The sequence below is a fragment of the Paenibacillus sp. FSL R5-0519 genome, assembly GCF_037974275.1.
In the GTDB taxonomy this organism is placed as follows: Bacteria; Bacillota; Bacilli; order Paenibacillales; family Paenibacillaceae; genus Paenibacillus.
Genome location: NZ_CP150234.1, coordinates 5,118,313 through 5,137,916, shown reverse-complemented (window position 1 = coordinate 5,137,916; position 19,604 = coordinate 5,118,313). Strand labels below are relative to the sequence as shown.

The following is a 19,604-nucleotide window of genomic DNA, read 5'->3' as shown; positions in this document are numbered from 1 at the left end:
GAGGAATGAAAGTGGAACTGAAAGGATATTTTCGACTCTTACAAAAGAAACTGTGGTTGATTGTTGCAATTGCTCTGGTAGCGGGTGTGGGTGCAGGGGTCAAAAGTATTTTCTTCACCCAACCGATCTATGAGGCGAGTTCCAAGCTTATCGTGAACCAGACCTCCAATGTTCAAGGCCAGGCGATGATGGACTTCAGCATGATTCAAACCAATATCAAACTCATTAACTCCTACAGAGAAATTATTAAATCTTCAGCCATTATGGATAAAGTGGCTTCCACGTATCCAGACCTTGGCTTAACCTCAGCACAGCTCATGAATAGCACCTCCGTCTCTACAGCCAGCGAATCCCAAGTGATGAGCATAACTGTACAGGGGACTTCCTACGAAAAAGCCGCAAAAACGGTCAATGCCATCTCCAACGTGTTCCAATCTCAAATCCCCCTAATCATGAAAATCGATAATGTCGCTATCCTCAGCGAAGCCAAAGTGGATAGTAACGCATCTCCAATTAATATGAAAACCACATTAAGCATCATTGTCAGTCTGTTCGCAGGTCTTGTGCTCGCGATTGCACTTGTATTCCTGATGGATTATCTGGATGACACATTCAAATCCGAGACTGAACTTGAAAAAGAACTGGGCCTGCCTGTGCTTACGGTGATATCCAAGATGAAAAAAGATGATCTGAAAAATACGAAAAATTACGTATCTCAACAGAAAGTGGGGGATGGCAAATATGTCACGGCTAACCAATGATAATAACAGTCTGGTGACCTATTTTAACTCCAAATCTCAAATCTCGGAGGGGTACCGTAAATTGCGGACCAATATTCAGTTCTCCTCAATCGACAGTCATATCAAAAAAATTATGGTGGCTTCGGCCGAAGCCGGTGAAGGCAAGACCACCACCATTAGCAACCTGGCGGTAACCTATGCTCAGGAAGGCAAAAAGGTTCTGTTAATCGATGCCGATCTGCGTAACCCTTCTTTGCACCAGGTGTTTTCCGTACCCAATCATATCGGCCTTAGCAGTGTGCTGTCCAATCAGTACAGTGTGGAGGAAGTGCTCAGAGAGAGCTATATCGATAATCTTCAGTTATTCACTTCCGGCCCAATTCCGCCCAATCCGTCGGAGATGATCGGTTCCAACCGGATGAAGAGGCTGATGGAGAAGTTAGAGGATCAATATGATGTCATCATGTTTGACACACCACCGGTGCTCGCAGTAACGGATGCGCTCATTGTGAGTTCGCTGTGTGATGGTGTGCTGCTGGTCGTGAACTCAGGCAAGGTCAAGAAGGAATTGGTGAAGAAGACCAAGGCTGCTCTGGAGCATGTGAATGCACGAATCCTGGGCGCAATCCTGAACAATATCAAAAACGTTGCAGTTCCGGTGGGTTACGGAGAGAAATAAAGTTCTGTCCGTTGTTCCAGGTAAACAGGTAATGTCTACTGCACCTTTATCACTGTAGGCACTCGGTCATGCTGTGGGTTCAGTGAACCTTAGACGTTAATCGTCAAAGGTATGACGTGAGGACGGGTTAGATGCCCTGGTTCAACTTTTAAACTAAAAAAAGAGGATAGGGTGGTATTTATGAAAAAAGTGAGAAAAGCAATCATTCCTGCAGCTGGACTGGGTACACGTTTTTTGCCAGCCACGAAAGCGATGCCCAAAGAAATGCTCCCTATTGTGGACAAACCAACTATACAGTATATCGTTGAGGAAGCCATTGCCTCTGGAATTGAAGACATTATCATCGTAACAGGTAAAGGGAAGCGCGCGATTGAAGATCATTTCGACAATGCTTTTGAACTGGAACATAACTTGCTGGAAAAAGGGAAGCTGGGCCTGCTTGAAGAGGTTCGCAAATCCTCTAACGTGGATATCCACTACATAAGACAAAAAGAGGCCAAAGGACTTGGTCATGCTGTCTGGTGTGCACGTAACTTTATCGGTGACGAACCTTTTGCCGTGTTGCTCGGAGATGATATCGTCGTATCGGAAGTGCCATGCACCAAACAATTGATTGATCAATATGATCAGGTTCAACATTCCATTGTTGGCGTACAAACCGTACTTGCTGAACAAACAGACAGATACGGCATTGTGGACCCGCTTCAATCGGATGGCCGTTTGACAGAGGTTCTCAGGTTCGTAGAGAAACCTGCCCAAGGCACAGCGCCTTCCAACCTGGCGATTATGGGGAGATACGTACTGAGTCCAGAGATTTTCGAACATCTGGAACAACAAGAGATTGGCCAAGGGGGAGAGATTCAATTAACAGATGCGATTCAGCGTTTAAATGAGACACAAGGAGTGTATGCTTACGATTTCGAGGGAGTACGTTATGACGTGGGTGAGAAACTGGGATTCATTCTGACAACCATCGACTTCGCTCTGCAAAAACAGGAACTTAGAATTCCAATGCTGCAAGCACTGCAACATATTTTGGAAAAAGAGTCGGTAGAATATGCAGCCGGGGGGGAGTTTGAATGAGTCCATCTCCCCAAACGAAGGAAGCGGAGATTGTTATGGACCCAAGTCTGGGGTACAATGCATCAACGATGTCAGGACAAAATGCGGATAAAGTGTATCTATTTATGAAAAGAATGCTCGATTTGCTGGGTTCTTTCATAGGTTTGATCATTTTGTGCCCCTTGTTTGCGGTCATCGGAATACTAATCAAAATCGAGGCCCCTCAGGGGTCTGTTTTTTTTCGCCAGATACGGGTTGGACAGAATGGGAAAGAGTTTCATATGTACAAATTCAGGTCCATGGTTGCGAATGCTGAAGATTTGCTGGAACAACTGATTGATCAGAATGAAGTGAACGGGAATATGTTCAAAATGAAAAACGACCCCCGCATTACCCGCATTGGCAAATTCATTCGGAAGACCAGTCTGGATGAGCTGCCCCAGTTGTGGAACGTGTTCAGAGGTGAGATGAGTCTCGTTGGACCCAGACCAGCTCTGCCCAGAGAAGTGAAGAACTACACTTCCTATGACAGACAACGCCTGCAGATGATCCCGGGATGTACGGGATTATGGCAAGTCAGCGGTCGAAATAGTGTTGGGTTTGAAGAAATGGTAGAGCTGGATCTGACGTATGCCCGTGAACGCAGCATGATGGTGGATATCAAAATTATCTTCAGAACGTTCAAGGTGCTGGTAGGTTCGAAGGATGCATTTTGAAACACGATTCTGGCTTTGAGGTGGCATAGCAGATATGCAAAAAACCGGTATACTTGCTGCATTAAATATGAAGTCGTTTAACATCATTTTGTTTTCACTGATAATCGTCTTCGCAGCAATCTATCTTCCGCTAGTTTCAGTTGTTGCACTTATAGCTGTGATTCTGCTGGGCGTTTATATTAAACAGCCCAGCTGGATTTTTATGATTCTTACTGTAAGTTTCTCATTGTCCATTGATAAGATATTTAGCATTCATCTGGCAGGACTGGATTCGCTGTCCTTTTACAAGCTGGCGATTCTGGGTTTTGTTATTTCTCTTTTTTTACGATTTGGTATTCGAAAAGATCTGATATATCCTGCACTCGCAATTGTTTTTTTATTTGTGGAGAGTTATTTTCTATCGGATCTGCCCAGTAAGGTTAATCCGCTGGATCCATTCAAAGCCTTTCTAGGAGTCATTGTTCCTTTTTTGTTGCTGATGCCCCATTTTTCAAGAGAGATCAGTCAACGAATTATACGTGTACTCGCATGGTTGCCACTGTTCAGTCTCGCTGGTGGTTATATTCTGCAACTCGCCGGCATATTGTCCATTACGAACCTGGAGATGTCGGGCGTAACCCGGTTACAGGGAGCTAATATCGCCGCGCATCTGGCCATGTTGTGTTTTATCTCGATCTGCGTCTGTCTAATTCAGATCAAGCAAGGCCATCAGGTTGTACTGTATTACATGCTTACCTTGACACATCTGGTTATTCTGGTCCAGACAGGAACAAGGGGACCACTTATTGCGCTTATTCCAATTATTCTGGTCTATCTTTTTGATCAACTGAAAGCCTTCATCAAAGGCAGAGTCAGTGCCATTATTCCTCTCATTCTATTCGTTGTGGCCGTCGCCTATATGGTGATTGCGCAGTGGGACAACTATGAGATGAGATCAGAGAGCAAAGGCTTGTCGGGAAGGGATGTAGCCTGGAACTATTTCATTGGCAAAGCGAATGAGTATCCGATATTTGGACGTGGGCTCGGCTCAACGCTCGTGGCTAATGATGGAAGTATCTTTTCTGGCTTCGTCGTTCCGCATAATGAATACATTCGTTTTTATTACGATGGCGGGTTAGTTGGAGCCATCCTGTTGTTTCTATCGTTGCTTCTGGTATTCCGTGCCGTATTCTTCCGATTGAGCGGCATGATCCGGTTATATTTTGCCGGTATGATTATCGGTTTCCTGACCTATTCCTTTTTTGACAATACTCTGTCCACCGTTCATCTGATTGCTCCATTCTGTATCTTCCTGAACGCATTATATGCTACGGGAAAAGGAGTACACTCCAAGTCAGGGGCTGAAGCAGAAGTGGATATACAGGTACAGCGAGCCAAGGACGCATCCTTTTCAAAGGAGATTAGAACATGAAGGTCTGTTTGATCAGTTCTACAGGCGGTCATTTTGATGAATTGACCAAGATTATACCTGCGGTTGAAGAACATGATTATTTCCTGATTACCGAGAAGAACAAAAGCAGAAAAGTAGATTCATCTCAGGGCAAAATATACTTCTTAATGCAGCAAGAGCGTAAGAATGCGATGTTTTTGCTGATTTTTATGGCTAACATTATCCAATCATTCTTTTTATATCTGCGCGAGCGTCCAAAGGTCATCATTACGACAGGGGCAGGGGCCACATATCCATTTTGCCTCATCGGTAAAATCTTCGGTGCCAAGCTGATTTATATCGAAAGTTATGCCAAAATCTATTCCTCCAGCGCAACCGGGAGATTGATGTACAAAATCTCGGATGAGTTCTTTATCCAGTGGGAAACGTTGCAGGATAGCTATCCCAATGCAAAATACAGGGGGGCTTTATTTTGATATTTGCTATTGTTGGAACCCAGCGCTTTCCCTTCAATCGCATGTTCGAGCTTATTGATGAGGCGATTGAGGCTGGAATTATTGAAGAGGAAGTTATTGCCCAGTCGGGATATACGGAGTATCAGCCGCGAAACTTCACTGCAATTCCTTTCCTGACGCAGGAAGAGATGAATGGATATGTGCAGCGCAGCAGATGTATTATCACTCATGCGGGTGTTGGCTCCATCACGAATTGTCTCGAACGCGGCAAGCCGGTGATCGTCATTCCGCGCCGGAAAGAGTGGGGTGAACATGTTGATGATCATCAACTTGAGATTTCTAAGGTTTTTCAGGAGAACGGCTATGTTGCCGTTGCAGAGAGTCAGGCTGAATTACAAAAACTGGTTCCTTGCATAGAGGAGCAGACGTTCCAGCCTTATGTGAGAAAACAGTCCGATCTGATCTCATCCATCAAAAATTACGTGAATAGTCTGTAAGTATTCTGAAGATTAACCATGAAAAAAGGAGTCTATCATGAAACCAAAAGTATTGGTTGTTGGATCATCCTTGAAGGATATGGGTGGAATTGTGAGTGTCATCAAAAACATTGAGGATTCTTCCATCTCTGATATGTATGCCATGCAGCGGGTGGAAACGTATATCACGGGCAGCGTGTTCTCACGGCTGCTTATTTTTATACGGGGATTCATTCAATTCTGGATGAAGCTGTACACGTTCAAGCCGGATATTGTTCATATTCATATGGCGAACAACGGGAGCTTTTATCGGAAGTCACTATTCCTGCTAACCGCAAGAAAATTGTTTCGAAAGTCAGTCATTCTGCATATTCATGCGGCCAGCTTTGATGATTTCTACAATCGATTCGCCCTGCAGCGCAAGTATTGTCACTACATTTTGAATCAGGCCGATAAATTGATTGTCTTATCCCAGACGTGGAAAGAATACTTTGTCACGATTGTTCCGGAGACAGCTATTGAGGTGCTCTATAACGGAGTCTTTGTGAAAGAGCCTTTTGCGAAGGAGCAGAAAACGGCAGTTAATGCTCTCTTCATGGGAAGACTGGGTGAGCGAAAAGGCGTCTATGATCTGCTTCAGTCTATTCAGCAATTAAAGGCGCTGGGCGTTACAGCTACCTTCAATCTGGCGGGGGATGGCGAAGTCGAAGAGGTCAAAGCGCTTGTACAGCAGTATGGAATAGAAGAGCGTGTCAACGTACTCGGCTGGATTAACGGAGAGCAAAAGGAAAAGCTGATGCGGGAAGCGGATCTGCTGGTCCTGCCTTCTTATCATGAGGGATTACCTATGGCCATACTTGAAGCAATGAATTGTGGCTTGCCCATTATATCGACCAACGTCGGAGGCATCCCCGAAGTGATTACATCCGGTCATAATGGGCTGTTAATCGAGCCGGGAGATGTGCACGGGCTAACATCAGCACTGGAATATCTCATTACGGATGAAGAGATTAGAGCAAGAATGGGTTCATATAACAGAGCGATTATATCGGATAGATTCGATATGAATCTTCTCGTAGGCAGGCTGTCAGGAATATATGATGCACTTCAAGTGAAGGTATCCTAGTGAACAGGAAAAGGTGATGAAATGAACCCCTTGGTATCTTGCATCATTACGACCCATAACCGGGCCGAGTTATTGAGAAATGCGTTGAGAAGTGTACGAGAGCAAACACATCCGTATCTGGAGATTTTCATTGTGGATGATGGATCAGAAGACCAGACGCCAGAGATCTGTCAGGCTTGGGCTCGGGATGATTCACGGATTCGGTACATCCGGGTTCCATATCCCAAAGGAGCCAATCATGCACGGAATGTGGGGATATCCCAAGCCAATGGCAAGTACATTGCCTTCCTGGATGATGACGATGAATGGATGGCTGACAAAATCAAAACCCAGGCGGAAGTGCTGGAGCGTACGCAGGAATCGTTTACCTTTTGCAGCAAGTATCTCGCATACACGAATGAGCAGCATCAGGTGGTCAAACGGAAATTGTCGGTGGAGCCTCGTGATGTTGTGCGGTATGAGGATCTGCTTACATTCAACTGGATCGGGGAAACGTCCAAAATCATGGTACTTACCTCGCTTGCCCGTGAAGTTCGATTCGATGAGAATCTGACATCCGCTCAGGACTATGATTTTTACCTGCGCATATTGAAACGAGGCTACATTGCCGTGAATGTGAAAGAACCGCTCGTGGATATCAATATCCATAGCGGGCCGCGCATTTCAACCTCCACAACGGCCAAGTACAAAGGCCAACGCAAGATTATTTTGAAATACTACAACGATATGTCCAAGGAACAGAAACGCCGCCAATTACATCATTATCGAATGCTCGAATGGTCGAGAAATACGCTGCGCAATAACGTTTATTTGAAAAAAGCACTGTCGCTGTATCCCTGGTGGAAAGATTGGGTGCTGCTCAAGCGTAATACCAAAATTCTGATGCAAGGTTTTCTGATGAGATTTCATGCAAGGCGCGCAGTGGGAACGTATACAGAGGAACCTGTGCGAATGAAACTAAAGTAAGAGGTGCCTGGATGGAAAATCCAACGGTGTATATGCTGCCCAAGATGATTGAGAACAATAAATTCAATGAGCTGTTATCCGATTCCATTGAGAACAAGGGATGGGAAGTAAAACAGTTTACCAAAAAAGATCTAATCAAACTGAGAAAAAATGATGTGCTGCATTTTCATTGGCCCAGCTTCTATTACAGAGGTTCATCCGTGCTGTCAACCGTGATCAAATCCATTCTATATGTACTGATGATTTGTTTTGCGCGGTTGCGCGGGGTCAAATTGTTCTGGACGGTGCACAACATCTGGCCTCACAACAGCGGTAAGACGCGCTTCGATTATTGGATGAGAAAAATACTTGTCCGAAACTGCTCCAAGCTGATTGTCATGGGCAAACCCCTGATCTCTGAGATCTGTTCAACATTCGGGATTGATTCCAGCCGGATCGAGGTTATTCCGCATGGGCATTACAAGGGCGTGTATCAGGGAAAAGGCGTGAATATCCGCTCCCGGTTTGGCATTCCGGAGGATAGTTATGTGTATGCATTCTTCGGTCAGGTCTCGCCGTACAAGGGCGTGGATGATTTGCTGGAAGCATTCAAGGAACTGGATTCGGATCAAGCCCATTTGTTGATTGCCGGTAAAAAAGTGAAGGACTACGATCTCGGTGAAGAATTTCTCGAGAGCGGACATATTCATACCCATTTTCATTTTATTGAAGATGATGAATATTCGGACTATTTTGATGCGGTCGATTCGATCATTCTTCCATACAAGCAAATTGCAACTTCAGGTAGTGCCATTCTGGCATTGACCTTCAGCAAACCGGTGGTGGCACCACGGATTGGCTTGTTGGAGGAATACCTGCCCGATGATTGTGCGGTACTCTATGAACCTTCCGATCCGGATGGATTGCTCAAAGCGATGAATATGATCCGTTTAAAACAATCGGAGTTTCAGGAAGGCAGTGGTTTTGTCAAAGCGTTAGAGCGGCTGGATTGGCCAGTGATTGCCCAAAGGACTCTTACCCTGTACTCCAGTTAGTGCAGATGAGAGGGTGGACCTAATTGAACAATATGGGGATGAAATGATGAAGGTAACCGTCGCGATCTGTACGTATAACCGTGCACATGATGCGGTAGAGGCGATACGAAGTGCAATACAACAGAATTACGCAAGCAGCGACTATGAGATCATACTGATTGATAACAACTCAAAAGACAATACACGGGAAATCGTGCTGCAAACGATCCTGCAGCATGAGAACCATTCGATCCGGTATGTGCTGGAAGAGAAGCAAGGCTTGTCTGTAGCCCGTAACCGGGCCATTCACGAGGCGCGCGGCGAGTATATCCTGTTTCTTGACGACGATGCCTTTGCTTGCAGAGACTGGATTCGCCAGATCGTTAGTGTGTTTGAGATGAACGAAAATATCGGTTGTGTCGGTGGCAAGATTGATCCGATCTGGGAAGTACCAGAACCGATGTGGATTCCACCCGAGAACAGGTCACTGTTCACCATTCTGGATTTTGCAGATGAAGTCACTGAAATGAAAAGTCCCTATATTCCATTTGGCGCGAATGTGGCTTTTCGTTTATCCGTCTTTGATCAATTGGCCCCCTTTCGTGAAGACCTTGGCAGAGTGGGGAACAATCTTCTCTCCAGTGAAGAGAGTGAGTTAATTGCAAGAATACGGACAAAGTTCAAGGTATATTACACGCCGTATGGGGCAGTACAACATAAAGTAGCCAAAGAGCGAACGACGAAGAACTGGTTTCTGCGCCGAATCTATTGGCAGGGTGTGAGTGATGCCATTCGTGATCAGGATCGTGGTGTTGTGCGTACGGCCAAACATGGCATCAAGCTGGCACAGGGGATAACAACTTCTCTGATCTACATCTATAATGCAGATCGGTTCACACGTCAGCTTGCCAAAGTATGTTACCGAAACGGCATGATTGTTGGGTCGCTTCGTCAAAACAGTAAGGGATGAGGATCGCTATGGCGCAAGTTGCACTTCGCAAAGTATTCAGAGGAAATGGCTTAATGAGTGCCATATTTCAGACAAGTGGAACCAATCTGCTGGTCATGACACTGACGATGCTGTCTTCCATTTTGACGTCACGCATGTTCGGCGTAGAGGGAAAGGGCGCATTCTCGGCCATCCTGTTCTGGCCTGCGCTCTTAACCGGATTGGTCGGATTCGGACTACCCACGTCTATCATCTATAACATCAAACAGAGTGCAACCGAGAAGAGTGCACAGTATGTTCGATTAAGCTTTCTTTTTCAAGTTCCAGTGTGCATCATCATTGGTGTTGTGGCCTGGTTTGGATTACCTTTCTGGCTCTCCAGCTTTCCGCCGGAGGTTGTGCAGATATCCAGATGGTATACGATTGCTACAGTTCCTGTACTTATTGTCATCAATCTCATATCAGCCCTCTCGCAGAGTCGGGAGAAATTTGCTGTATATAATGGCATCCGGTTAATGATCCCCCTGTTTAATGTAGGGGGGCTTTTTGTGTTATGGGGCCTGGGCATGCTGAGCATTCAGCTCGCGGCTGCGATCTATTTTGTAACCAGCTTCTCCGTAGTGGCGTGGGCCATCTATGCCAACCGTAATGAATTGAGACTGAGATGGTTCAAGGATCGGGTGGACCGGAGCTCAGCCAAGAAGCTTTTTGGTTATGGCAGCAAGGTGTATGGCGTTGAATTGTTAGGAACGCTGTATACCCAATTCGATAAAATCATTATTTTGGCTTTGCTCACCCCACGCGATTTTGGACTGTATTCCGTCGTATTTGCCTTATCCCGAATCTACAATGCCGTTCAGACGGCAATTAGCAATGTGGTTTTTCCAAAAGTGACCGGATTGCCCCAAGAGCAGATTATTCGAACGGTCGGCAGAGCCTTCCGCATCTCGCTCATGGTTATGATGATCATTGTGATCCCGACCATGTTCGTGGGGAACTACCTGATGGGTCTTCTGTTTGGCTCCGAATTCCTGGAAGCAAGCGTCGCATTTTATATTTTGGCTGTGGAATGCATCATTGGTGGGGGCTCCTGGATTCTGGCATCCGCATTCAATGCACTTGGTCGACCAGGGCTTGTGATGATCAGACAGTTGATTGCTTTATCGGTTACCGTGGCCTTGTTCTTTGTGTTCACACCGCTGTGGGGGCTCAACGGAATTGCGATTGCCTTATTGATCGGGTCCATTGTACGAATGGTAGTCACTGTGGCCGCGATGAAGATTGTATTCAAGGTGAAGTTCGCCGCCATGTTCTATGACAAGGAAGATCTGCCGTTTCTCTATGCACGGTTAAACAAAAAAAGAAGAAGAGTCACCCAAGGAGGAGATGGAGATGCTGGGCACTAACAATATTCATCCAATGGAAGAGTTGAAGGGACATTTACGTCAGATTTTGAAGGTCATTCCACCGCGTACCGAAATCTATTATTTGGATTACCCGGTGCATAGCAATGGTGGCGACTTGTTGATTATGAAAGGGACTGAGGCTTTCTTCCGGGACAATGATATTCAAGTACGTGCCAGATACAGCATTCTGGATTGCCCTTTGTCTCTCAAGGTACCGGAAGGTATCACAATTGTGTTGCATGGGGGAGGTAACTTTGGTGATCTGTACCCTGCTCATCAGAAATTGAGAGAACGAATGATTGCCCAGCATCCGAATCATCGGATCGTCATTCTGCCTCAGACGATGTTTTACAAAAGTGATATTGAATTGAAAAAAACAGCCCAAGTATTCAATCGTCATAAGGATGTGCACTTTTTTGTCCGGGATACCTTATCTTATGAGATAGCCAGTAAAGAATTTCAACAAACAAATGTCTATCTGTCTCCCGATATGGCGCATCAATTGTGGCCTCTGAAGTCCAAGAGCAAGCCCAATGCAGAGATGTTGTATTTCTTCCGTAAAGACATTGAGAAGACTCAGAATCAGGTGCATTACGAATCCGTCAGTGGACCTAAAGCCACGTTTAAAGACTGGGAGACATTGTACAACCGGGTTGACCGGAAAATCATTCGCATGATTACATCCCGGTTGAAGTCAGGGAAAGGCAGTTCTTTCGCCCGCTGGTTGTGGTACAAATACTCTGATCGGATGGTACATACGGCCATTAAGGAATTCAATAAGTACCAAACCATTACGACATCCCGTCTGCATGGACACATTCTGGCCTGTCTCCTGGATCAACCGAATATCCTGCTGGATAATTCATATGGCAAGAACTCGAATTATTATGCAGCCTGGACCAAGAGCAACCCAGCAGGCAGACTCGAATCCAATCAGACCAGCACATATACCAAGCAAACCGAGACCGGCAAGGGAGCAAGTTCGGTCGTACTGTCAGATGGTGCAGCCCTATGAGAAGTATTCTGTTATCCGGTGGTTCTGGCAAGCGACTCTGGCCGTTATCCAATGATTCCAGATCCAAGCAGTTTCTTAAAGTGCTCCATGGACCGGGGGGGAATCCGGAATCCATGGTACAGCGGGTATGGCGACAGTTGAATCATGCCGGACTTGCATCAGAGGCATTGATCGCAACCAGTTTGCCACAGGTCGAGATTCTGACTTCTCAGTTGGGAGATGATGTGAGACTGGTCGTGGAGCCAGAACGGAGAGATACGTTTCCTGCAATTGCGCTCGCAGCCTCTTATCTGTATTCCGTAGAGAGTGTGAGTTTGAATGAGACGATTGCAGTGTTGCCGGTGGATCCTTTTGTTGAAAAAGAATTCTTCGAAGTGCTGGCAACCTTGCCGGAGATACTCGACAAGTCAGGTGCTGATCTGGCCTTAATGGGAGTTGTGCCGACCTATCCGTCAGAGAAGTACGGGTACATCATTCCGCAATCCCGATCTTCCAGTGAAAATAACGATGAATACGTCAATGTAGCGAAGTTCCAGGAGAAACCCTGCGTATCCGATGCGGTCCTTATGATGGAGCAGGCCGCATTATGGAATTGCGGGGTTTTTGCTTTTAAGCTGGGGTATTTGATCAATCTGCTGATTGAGATGGAACTGCCGATCCAGTATGACGAGATGCTGAAGCAATACGGAAGATTGAACAAGATCAGCTTTGATTACCAGGTTGTCGAGAAGGCGAATCAGATTATCGCCATTCCTTATAGTGGATTTTGGAAAGATCTAGGCACATGGAACACACTCACGGAAGAGATGGGAACTTCGGTGGTAGGAAAAGGGTGGATTACAGGCGATTCCCTGAACACACATCTGGTCAATGAACTGAACATTCCGGTTGCCATATTGGGCTTGTCGAATGTGGTGGTGGCCGTAAGTCCGGATGGCATTCTGGTCAGTGACAAAGAGGCGAGTCCACGCATCAAGGAAATCTTGAAGAATGAGGATCAACGTCCCATGTATGAGGAGCGTAGGTGGGGTTGCTACCGGGTTCTGGATTACACCAGAAACGAAGCTGGTGGTGAGGTTCTTACCAAACGAATCTGCATCAGTGCCGGGAAAAATCTGAGTTATCAATACCATTTGCTTCGCAATGAGGTGTGGACGGTTGTATCGGGAACAGGCGAATTGATTCTGGATGGGCAGAGCCGAATGATCGGGCAGGGAGATACGGTGGTCATTGACCGGAGCATGCTTCATTCCGTCAGAGCCGTTACGGAACTGGAGATCATCGAAGTACAGATCGGAAGCCAGTTGATCGAGGAAGATATCGTTAGAGTGTCTACCGAATGGCAGGACATTGTTCAGACATATGTGAAGCACGCGTAACCAACACATTAGGACATGGGGGAGATTATGGAATGAATATTACGGTGATTGGCACAGGGTATGTGGGTTTGGTATCAGGCGTATGCTTTTCGGAACTGGGAAATAACGTGATCTGTGTCGACAATAATGTGGAAAAAGTGAATTTGTTGACGGATGGTCACGTTCCGATCTATGAACCGGGTCTGAAGGACATTATGAATGCCAATATGAAAGCGGGCAGGCTGTCCTTCACGACGAACATTCAGGATGCCATCAGTCGTTCGGATATTATTATCATCGCTGTAGGAACACCATCCCTGCCTAATGGCGAAGCGAATCTGAGTTATATTGAGCTTGTTGCACGAGAAATTGGTTCTCATATGGATAATTATAAAATAATAATGACTAAAAGCACTGTTCCTGTCGGAACTAACGATCGTATTCAGGAATGGATCAGCAGTTTGACGAATCATCCATTTGACATGGCATCGGTACCAGAGTTCCTGCGTGAAGGTACCGCTGTGCAGGACACACTGTATCCTGACCGGATAGTCATTGGCACACATAGCGATCGGGCAATTGCCACCTTGAAAGAGCTGCATCAGCCATTAACCGATCAGATTATCGTCACGGATATTCGCTCAGCCGAAATGATTAAATATGCATCCAACGCATTTCTGGCAACCAAGATCTCTTTTATTAATGAAATCTCCAACATTTGCGAGAAAGTAGGAGCCGATGTCAGCCGGGTTGCCGAAGGCATGGGCTATGACAGACGAATCGGCGCTTCCTTCCTCAAGGCGGGCATTGGTTACGGAGGGTCCTGTTTCCCCAAGGATACACAAGCTCTGATTCAAATTGCAGGTAATGTGGATTATGACTTCAAACTGTTGAAGTCGGTGGTGGAAGTGAACAAGGATCAACGCTTCAACGTCATTCGCAAACTGGAAGACGCGCTTGGCTCACTTGAAGGGAAGGAGATTGCGATCTGGGGGCTCGCCTTCAAGCCGGATACGGATGATGTTCGGGATGCTCCGGCAATTGAGATCATTCAGCGTTTGCTTGAGCAAGGAGCAGTCATTCGGGCGTATGACCCCATTGCTACCGAGAACTTCCGCAAAGAGGTGGACTCCCCATCCATTACGTGGGAGGATCATGCGATGAACGCAGCGGATGGCGCTGATGCACTCTGTGTTCTGACCGAATGGAAAGAGTTCATGGAGGTTAATCTGACCGATTTGGCAGCACATATGAATCAGCCCATTCTGATTGATGGAAGAAATATTTATGGAGAAGAACAGATTCAAGACACCCCCTTTCAATACTACTCCGTCGGTCGTCCAGGTCTAACCAATATCGATGGAAGAAAAACGGCAGTTATCTGACGGAGGCCATAACATGAGACGCGGGATTAAAATAACATTAGGTGCCATTTCCCTTGTTGCAGTCGTTATGATTGGATATTCTGTGTATCTGTATCTGCATGTTAAATCAGCGGCAGATCAGATGTATGAACCCCGGGAGCCCATCAAGCAGGTATCTATTGTCGACCAGAGGGGCGGGGGAGATTTCCCCGTGGACATGGAGAAAGAGGAACCTTTCAATGCTTTGATTCTGGGTGTGGATGAGCGTTCGAATGATCGGGGTCGCTCCGACACCATGATTGTATTGAGTGTTAATCCTGCGAAACAATCGGTACTTATGTTTAACATCCCTCGGGATACCCGAACTAGTATCGTTGGGCATGGCACGGAGGATAAGATCAACCATGCCTATGCCTTTGGGGGCGTTAACATGTCTGTGCAAACGGTGGAACAAATGCTTGACATTCCCATACATTACTACATGAAAGTGAATATGGAGGGCTTTGCACAGGTCATCGACATGGTGGGTGGAGTGGACGTGAATAACCCGTTCGCATTTGACTACGAGGGTTACCGGTTTGAACAGGGGAATATTCATCTGGATGGTGAAGCTGCTTTGGGATTTTCGCGGATGCGTTATGATGATCCAAAGGGAGATCTCGGGCGTAATGACCGCCAGCGGGAGATTATCAAACAAGTGCTGAAGAATACGGTTCAGGTATCCAATGTGCTGCAACTGGAGACGTTGCTGGACGAAGTCAGTGCACATGTGAGAACCGACGTTACCTTTGATGAAATGAAGCAGATGTTCTCCAACTATCGTCCGGTGCTGAATCATATTGAATCTGTAGAGATCAAAGGCACAGGCAAGAAAATAGACGGCGTGTATTACTATATCGTGGAACAGTCAGAGCGAGACAGAATACATCAGATGATTGAAGGCCATTTAAAATGATCAGATAGGGCGGTGAACCAGATGCGTATCTCCAGGCTATTGAAATTATCCCTGATTGTGCTACTAATGTATATGCTCATGATACCCGCAAGTACAAACGTTGTTCAATCAGCCCAAGACTATCAATGGAAAAATATCCCCATTGGTGGAGGGGGGTACGTTACAGGCGTGGTCATTCATCCGACTGAGCCTGATCTGGTTTACGCTCGAACCGATGTGGGGGGAGCCTACCGACTGGATGTAACTTCAGGAGATTGGGTTCCACTGCTTGATCATTTTGGAGATGAGGATAGCAATCTGTATGGTGTGGATGGCATTGCGCTGGATCAGCAAAATCCCAATGTCGTGTATATCGCTGCTGGGAAGTACGGAAATGTGGGGCCAAGCGATATTCTGAAATCTACAGACCGAGGAGAAACCTGGATTCGAACCGGACTTAATCTTCGGAATGAATCGAATGGAAATATCCATCGAGCCATGGGAGAGAGCATCGCTGTGAATCCAACCAATTCCAATTACCTGCACGTCGGTACACGATATGATGGATTGTACACCTCCAGTGACGGTGCAGCCACGTGGAGCAAAGTGTGGGATGTACCAAACGGGTTGGCCGGTGAGGGCATACGGAGTGTAGCATATGGATTAAATCCGGTGACGAAACAAGGTCAGGTTGTGTATGCGGGAGTTCGCGGTATTGGTGTCTATAGCAAAGCGCCTAGAAGCAATGGGCAGACCACTTGGCAGCTTACCGGGAGAAGTCCCGAATATCCTGCCCGTATGACTGTGGCGAAGAACGGAACGTTATATGTCACCACTGATAATCAGGGTGTCTACAAGTTCAATGGTGTGCAGTGGACGAATATCACGCCAAGTTCCAGTTACTCTTCTTATTATGGGATCACCATCGATCCAACTAACGATAATCATATCCTGGCAGCCGTTCGAACAGGCGGAGATAATCTGCCCCTGTATCGTTCCGTTAATGGCGGACAGAGTTGGACTGTAGTTAATAAAACGCTGGTATCCAAACCATCATGGTGGACACCCAACATGTTTTTCTCAGCAACATCCAGTATCAAGTTTGATCCAATTCATCCGGGCACCGTATACGCTACAGACTGGTTTGGTGTGTACAAGACGGAGAATATTAATGGTACTAATGGATTGACTGGTAATTCTTCGAGTACTTGGGAAGCCATTACCGATGGTCATGAAGAAGTCGTTGCACTCACTGCATCCACACCGCCTCAAGGTGTATCGTTCTTTAGTGGGTTAACGGATCAGGTCGGATTTAGACATGATAATGTCAACACTGTTCCACTTAATAAAATACCACTCTCAGGTATGCGAGAAATTGTGAGTATTGACTATCATGAGGCAAATCCGAATTACATGATATTTCTCGGAAGCAGTGACTGGTATGGTACGACCACACGCTTATTTGTCTCTTCAAATAACGGAGTTACAGTAACTCCGGTAAATGTTCCCGCAGGCTCCACGCTGGGGCGAGTGGCCTATTCTGCCATTAATCCAAATGTAATTGTTTATTACCCTCAGACAGGTAATCCGGTCAGAAGCACGAATCGTGGCGCAACATGGCAAAATATGAATGGTGCCCCTTTTCAGGCCATTGGGGGAAATATGGTCTTCGCCTATAACCATCCACTGGCTGCGGATCGCATCAATGGATATAAATTTTATATGTACGCTGCTGGTTATATGTATCGCTCAACGGATGCAGGTGCGAACTGGTCCAAAGCCAATACGGTTCGTCTTCCTGTTAACACGGATATCAATACGAGCTTCATTAAAGTCGAAGCTGCCCCAGGTGTGGCGAATGCCGTATGGGTAAGTCTGGGAACCGATGGACTATATGCATCGACGAACTCGGGAAATACATTTTCCAAAATCCAGAGCGTGCAGAATTCCAAATTATTTGCCTTTGGAAAAGCTAAGCCAGGAAAATTGGTTCCAGCCGTCTATGTATACGGCACCGTTAATAACGTGCATGGTTTCTTCCGTTCAGATGATATGGGAGTAACCTGGAACAATATAGGTCCAGTAGGTGAAGGAATTGGGCTAGGCAATGAGCCGCAAATTATGGCGGCAGACCGTCAAATCTATGGTCAGGTATATGTAGGTACGAATGGCAGAGGCATGTATGTTGGATCAATAGAATAACGAGAGAGATATGAAAGTGGTGAAGCTCAACATGATGGAGGAGGGCTCCGGGCGCGCGAGACAAAAGCATGTACGAAGAACGTACGGGTTTCTCATTGCTCTGCTGTTGATTGTGATCTGGATTCTGGTCATCTGGTCCATGTCAACGCAATCCTCTCAACAGCAAGACATTCAGCCTTGGCTTCATAAATGGTCTCAAAAATTGCACATCGGTTTTACGCTTCCCGATGTGCAATTCACTTACGGGGAGTATGAGTATTCACTGAAACAGAGGCCGTATGATTTTGCAGAGTTCATCTTTCGCAAGAGTGCGCACTTATTTGTCTACGCTGTGCTTGCCATGCTTGTGTATGGCGGGCTTCGATACAGGAGAACATCCCTTGTGACCAGTATCGTGTCTGCTCTGGCTGTAGTGTTCGTCATAGCCTCTATCGATGAGTATATTCAGCAGTTCAGCCCGGACCGGACAAGCTCGGTACGTGATGTTGGAGTGGATTTGCTCGGTGGTTGCTGTGGAATTGCCATATATGCAGGACTTCATTCCATTATTCGCAGGATTATAAAGAAAAGGCATGCTTCCATCTACGATAAGTGATTTCCCAGGAAATGCTGTCTTCAGAACCTGCTTCTACTTGTCTTCCAACCATCATAAGTATGGAGTAGGACAAGGAGGGCGGAGACATGCTGCGAAGAAGGAACAGGAATGCTATGTTTAAGAAGATCGGTTTCATTGCGATCATTCTAATGTTACTGTGGTTAATTGCCAGAACCGTTCCGTATCTGTTTCGTGCAGATACACCGGATGAAGCTGCAGCTGTTGCCGAAGAATTTTACAAATATGAGCAGACGGGTGACTTCGGCAGTTCGTGGGAACTCTTTCATCCGCTGATGAAAGAGCGGTTTCCGAAAAGCGCATATGTACAGAACAGAGCACATATATTTATGCAGCATTTTGGCGTGGAGACCTTTGAACTGGAGATGGAAAAGCCGGAGCGCGAATTCGATGTAACCGTGATCGATGGCGTTAAGCCATTTTCTGAAGCCTACAGAATCCGTGTCACCCAGAAGTACTCCGGTACCTTTGGCCAATTCGATATTGTGCAGACCTGTTATCTGGTAGAGGACGGTGATGAGTGGACATTACTCTGGTATTATCCAAATCAGAAGAATAAGGATACCTCACATGTCGACAATAGTGACTGATCAGGCATCGTGGGATCGTTGTAAGAGAGACTGGAACTCTGTCATGATGATATTCACCTATACATTGAACCAAATTGTATCATTTACCTTACATGAAGCTCTGTGAATGCGAGACTTTTGTCGCATTTATGGAGCTTTTTTTGTGTTTTTCTCGTTTTTATGGCTGTAAAGCCTTGACAATAGTCCCGGTGTCAAGTAAATTACGAGATAGATACAAAATGTATCAATTTTCAGCGTCTAACGACAAATAACAAGGACTTCTAAGCTCCTTGTGAGGGGAAGGAATATCATTGATCGAAACGGGCCGCTTTTACTGTGTCAGTTGTGGGATGATTGTGTCGGTCGCTAGGAGCTCTGTCGAAATGAAGGAAGAGGGCAATGGAGGCAATCACGTATTTCGCACCGGCTTTTACCGGAGTGAAATGCCGCTTGGATGCTGTGAAGCGTGTGTAGTTGAAGCGAAACGTCAGGGGAAATCCCAGTTTGCGGGACAATATACTAAAGATTATGATACACTATGTGCATATGAGAAACGGGCATGATGTATATG

General features: G+C 46.1%; 20 protein-coding genes. All 20 read left to right on the top strand.

Annotated features, from left to right (window positions below):
* Positions 1–11: 11 nt before the first annotated feature.
* The 20 genes from MKY73_RS23255 (at position 12) to MKY73_RS23160 (ending at position 19,596) form a co-directional block, all read left to right on the top strand.
* Positions 12–761, top strand: a complete 750-nt coding sequence (locus MKY73_RS23255; RefSeq protein WP_339303642.1) for a Wzz/FepE/Etk N-terminal domain-containing protein — start codon at positions 12–14, stop codon at positions 759–761.
* The gene (locus tag MKY73_RS23250; protein ID WP_339259407.1) at positions 742–1,419 is read left to right on the top strand and encodes a CpsD/CapB family tyrosine-protein kinase; all 678 of its coding nucleotides are present in this window, start codon (positions 742–744) and stop codon (positions 1,417–1,419) included. Before MKY73_RS23255 ends, MKY73_RS23250 begins: the two co-directional genes overlap by 20 nt.
* A gap of 180 nt (positions 1,420–1,599) precedes the next feature.
* Entirely contained in the window at positions 1,600–2,502 is a 903-nt protein-coding gene (gene galU, locus MKY73_RS23245) for a UTP--glucose-1-phosphate uridylyltransferase GalU (RefSeq protein WP_253431548.1), read from the top strand.
* 35 nt (positions 2,503–2,537) lie between these two features.
* Entirely contained in the window at positions 2,538–3,197 is a 660-nt protein-coding gene (locus MKY73_RS23240; protein WP_339308706.1) for a sugar transferase, read from the top strand.
* A gap of 34 nt (positions 3,198–3,231) precedes the next feature.
* A complete protein-coding gene (locus tag MKY73_RS23235; protein WP_339303641.1) occupies positions 3,232–4,608 on the top strand; it encodes an O-antigen ligase family protein in 1,377 nt (458 codons plus the stop codon).
* Positions 4,605–5,063 carry a PssD/Cps14F family polysaccharide biosynthesis glycosyltransferase gene (pssD, locus tag MKY73_RS23230; RefSeq protein ID WP_339303640.1) on the top strand — a complete coding sequence of 153 codons (459 nt, stop codon included), beginning with the start codon at positions 4,605–4,607 and terminating at the stop codon, positions 5,061–5,063. Before MKY73_RS23235 ends, pssD begins: the two co-directional genes overlap by 4 nt.
* Complete coding sequence (gene pssE / locus MKY73_RS23225) at positions 5,060–5,539, top strand: PssE/Cps14G family polysaccharide biosynthesis glycosyltransferase (RefSeq protein WP_339259410.1); 480 nt, start codon at positions 5,060–5,062, stop codon at positions 5,537–5,539. The genes pssD and pssE overlap by 4 nt, the downstream gene beginning before the upstream one ends.
* A 37-nt stretch (positions 5,540–5,576) precedes the next feature.
* Complete coding sequence (locus MKY73_RS23220; protein ID WP_339303639.1) at positions 5,577–6,644, top strand: glycosyltransferase family 4 protein; 1,068 nt, start codon at positions 5,577–5,579, stop codon at positions 6,642–6,644.
* Positions 6,645–6,665: 21 nt separating this feature from the next.
* Entirely contained in the window at positions 6,666–7,610 is a 945-nt protein-coding gene (locus MKY73_RS23215; protein ID WP_339303638.1) for a glycosyltransferase, read from the top strand.
* A gap of 11 nt (positions 7,611–7,621) precedes the next feature.
* Positions 7,622–8,644 carry a glycosyltransferase gene (locus tag MKY73_RS23210; RefSeq protein ID WP_339303637.1) on the top strand — a complete coding sequence of 341 codons (1,023 nt, stop codon included), beginning with the start codon at positions 7,622–7,624 and terminating at the stop codon, positions 8,642–8,644.
* Positions 8,645–8,687: 43 nt separating this feature from the next.
* Entirely contained in the window at positions 8,688–9,593 is a 906-nt protein-coding gene (locus tag MKY73_RS23205; RefSeq protein ID WP_307539070.1) for a glycosyltransferase, read from the top strand.
* An 8-nt stretch (positions 9,594–9,601) separates the two neighbouring features.
* On the top strand, positions 9,602–10,978 hold the full coding sequence (locus MKY73_RS23200) for an oligosaccharide flippase family protein (RefSeq protein WP_339303636.1): 1,377 nt from the start codon (positions 9,602–9,604) through the stop codon (positions 10,976–10,978).
* Positions 10,965–11,993, top strand: a complete 1,029-nt coding sequence (locus MKY73_RS23195; protein ID WP_339240282.1) for a polysaccharide pyruvyl transferase family protein — start codon at positions 10,965–10,967, stop codon at positions 11,991–11,993. The genes MKY73_RS23200 and MKY73_RS23195 overlap by 14 nt, the downstream gene beginning before the upstream one ends.
* Entirely contained in the window at positions 11,990–13,372 is a 1,383-nt protein-coding gene (locus MKY73_RS23190) for a sugar phosphate nucleotidyltransferase (protein ID WP_339303635.1), read from the top strand. The genes MKY73_RS23195 and MKY73_RS23190 overlap by 4 nt, the downstream gene beginning before the upstream one ends.
* Positions 13,373–13,404: 32 nt before the next feature.
* Complete coding sequence (locus tag MKY73_RS23185) at positions 13,405–14,736, top strand: UDP-glucose/GDP-mannose dehydrogenase family protein (RefSeq protein WP_339303634.1); 1,332 nt, start codon at positions 13,405–13,407, stop codon at positions 14,734–14,736.
* Positions 14,737–14,749: 13 nt separating this feature from the next.
* The gene (locus MKY73_RS23180; protein WP_339303633.1) at positions 14,750–15,670 is read left to right on the top strand and encodes an LCP family protein; all 921 of its coding nucleotides are present in this window, start codon (positions 14,750–14,752) and stop codon (positions 15,668–15,670) included.
* A 21-nt stretch (positions 15,671–15,691) separates the two neighbouring features.
* A complete protein-coding gene (locus MKY73_RS23175; protein ID WP_339303632.1) occupies positions 15,692–17,851 on the top strand; it encodes a hypothetical protein in 2,160 nt (719 codons plus the stop codon).
* A 31-nt stretch (positions 17,852–17,882) separates the two neighbouring features.
* On the top strand, positions 17,883–18,446 hold the full coding sequence (locus tag MKY73_RS23170) for a VanZ family protein (RefSeq protein WP_339303631.1): 564 nt from the start codon (positions 17,883–17,885) through the stop codon (positions 18,444–18,446).
* Positions 18,447–18,532: 86 nt separating this feature from the next.
* Positions 18,533–19,054: a hypothetical protein gene (locus tag MKY73_RS23165; RefSeq protein ID WP_339303630.1), complete on the top strand. Its 522-nt coding sequence runs from the start codon at positions 18,533–18,535 to the stop codon at positions 19,052–19,054.
* Between the two features lie 362 nt (positions 19,055–19,416).
* Positions 19,417–19,596 (top strand): hypothetical protein, encoded by a 180-nt coding sequence (locus MKY73_RS23160; RefSeq protein WP_036668929.1) that lies wholly within the window; start codon positions 19,417–19,419, stop codon positions 19,594–19,596.
* Positions 19,597–19,604: the final 8 nt, after the last annotated feature.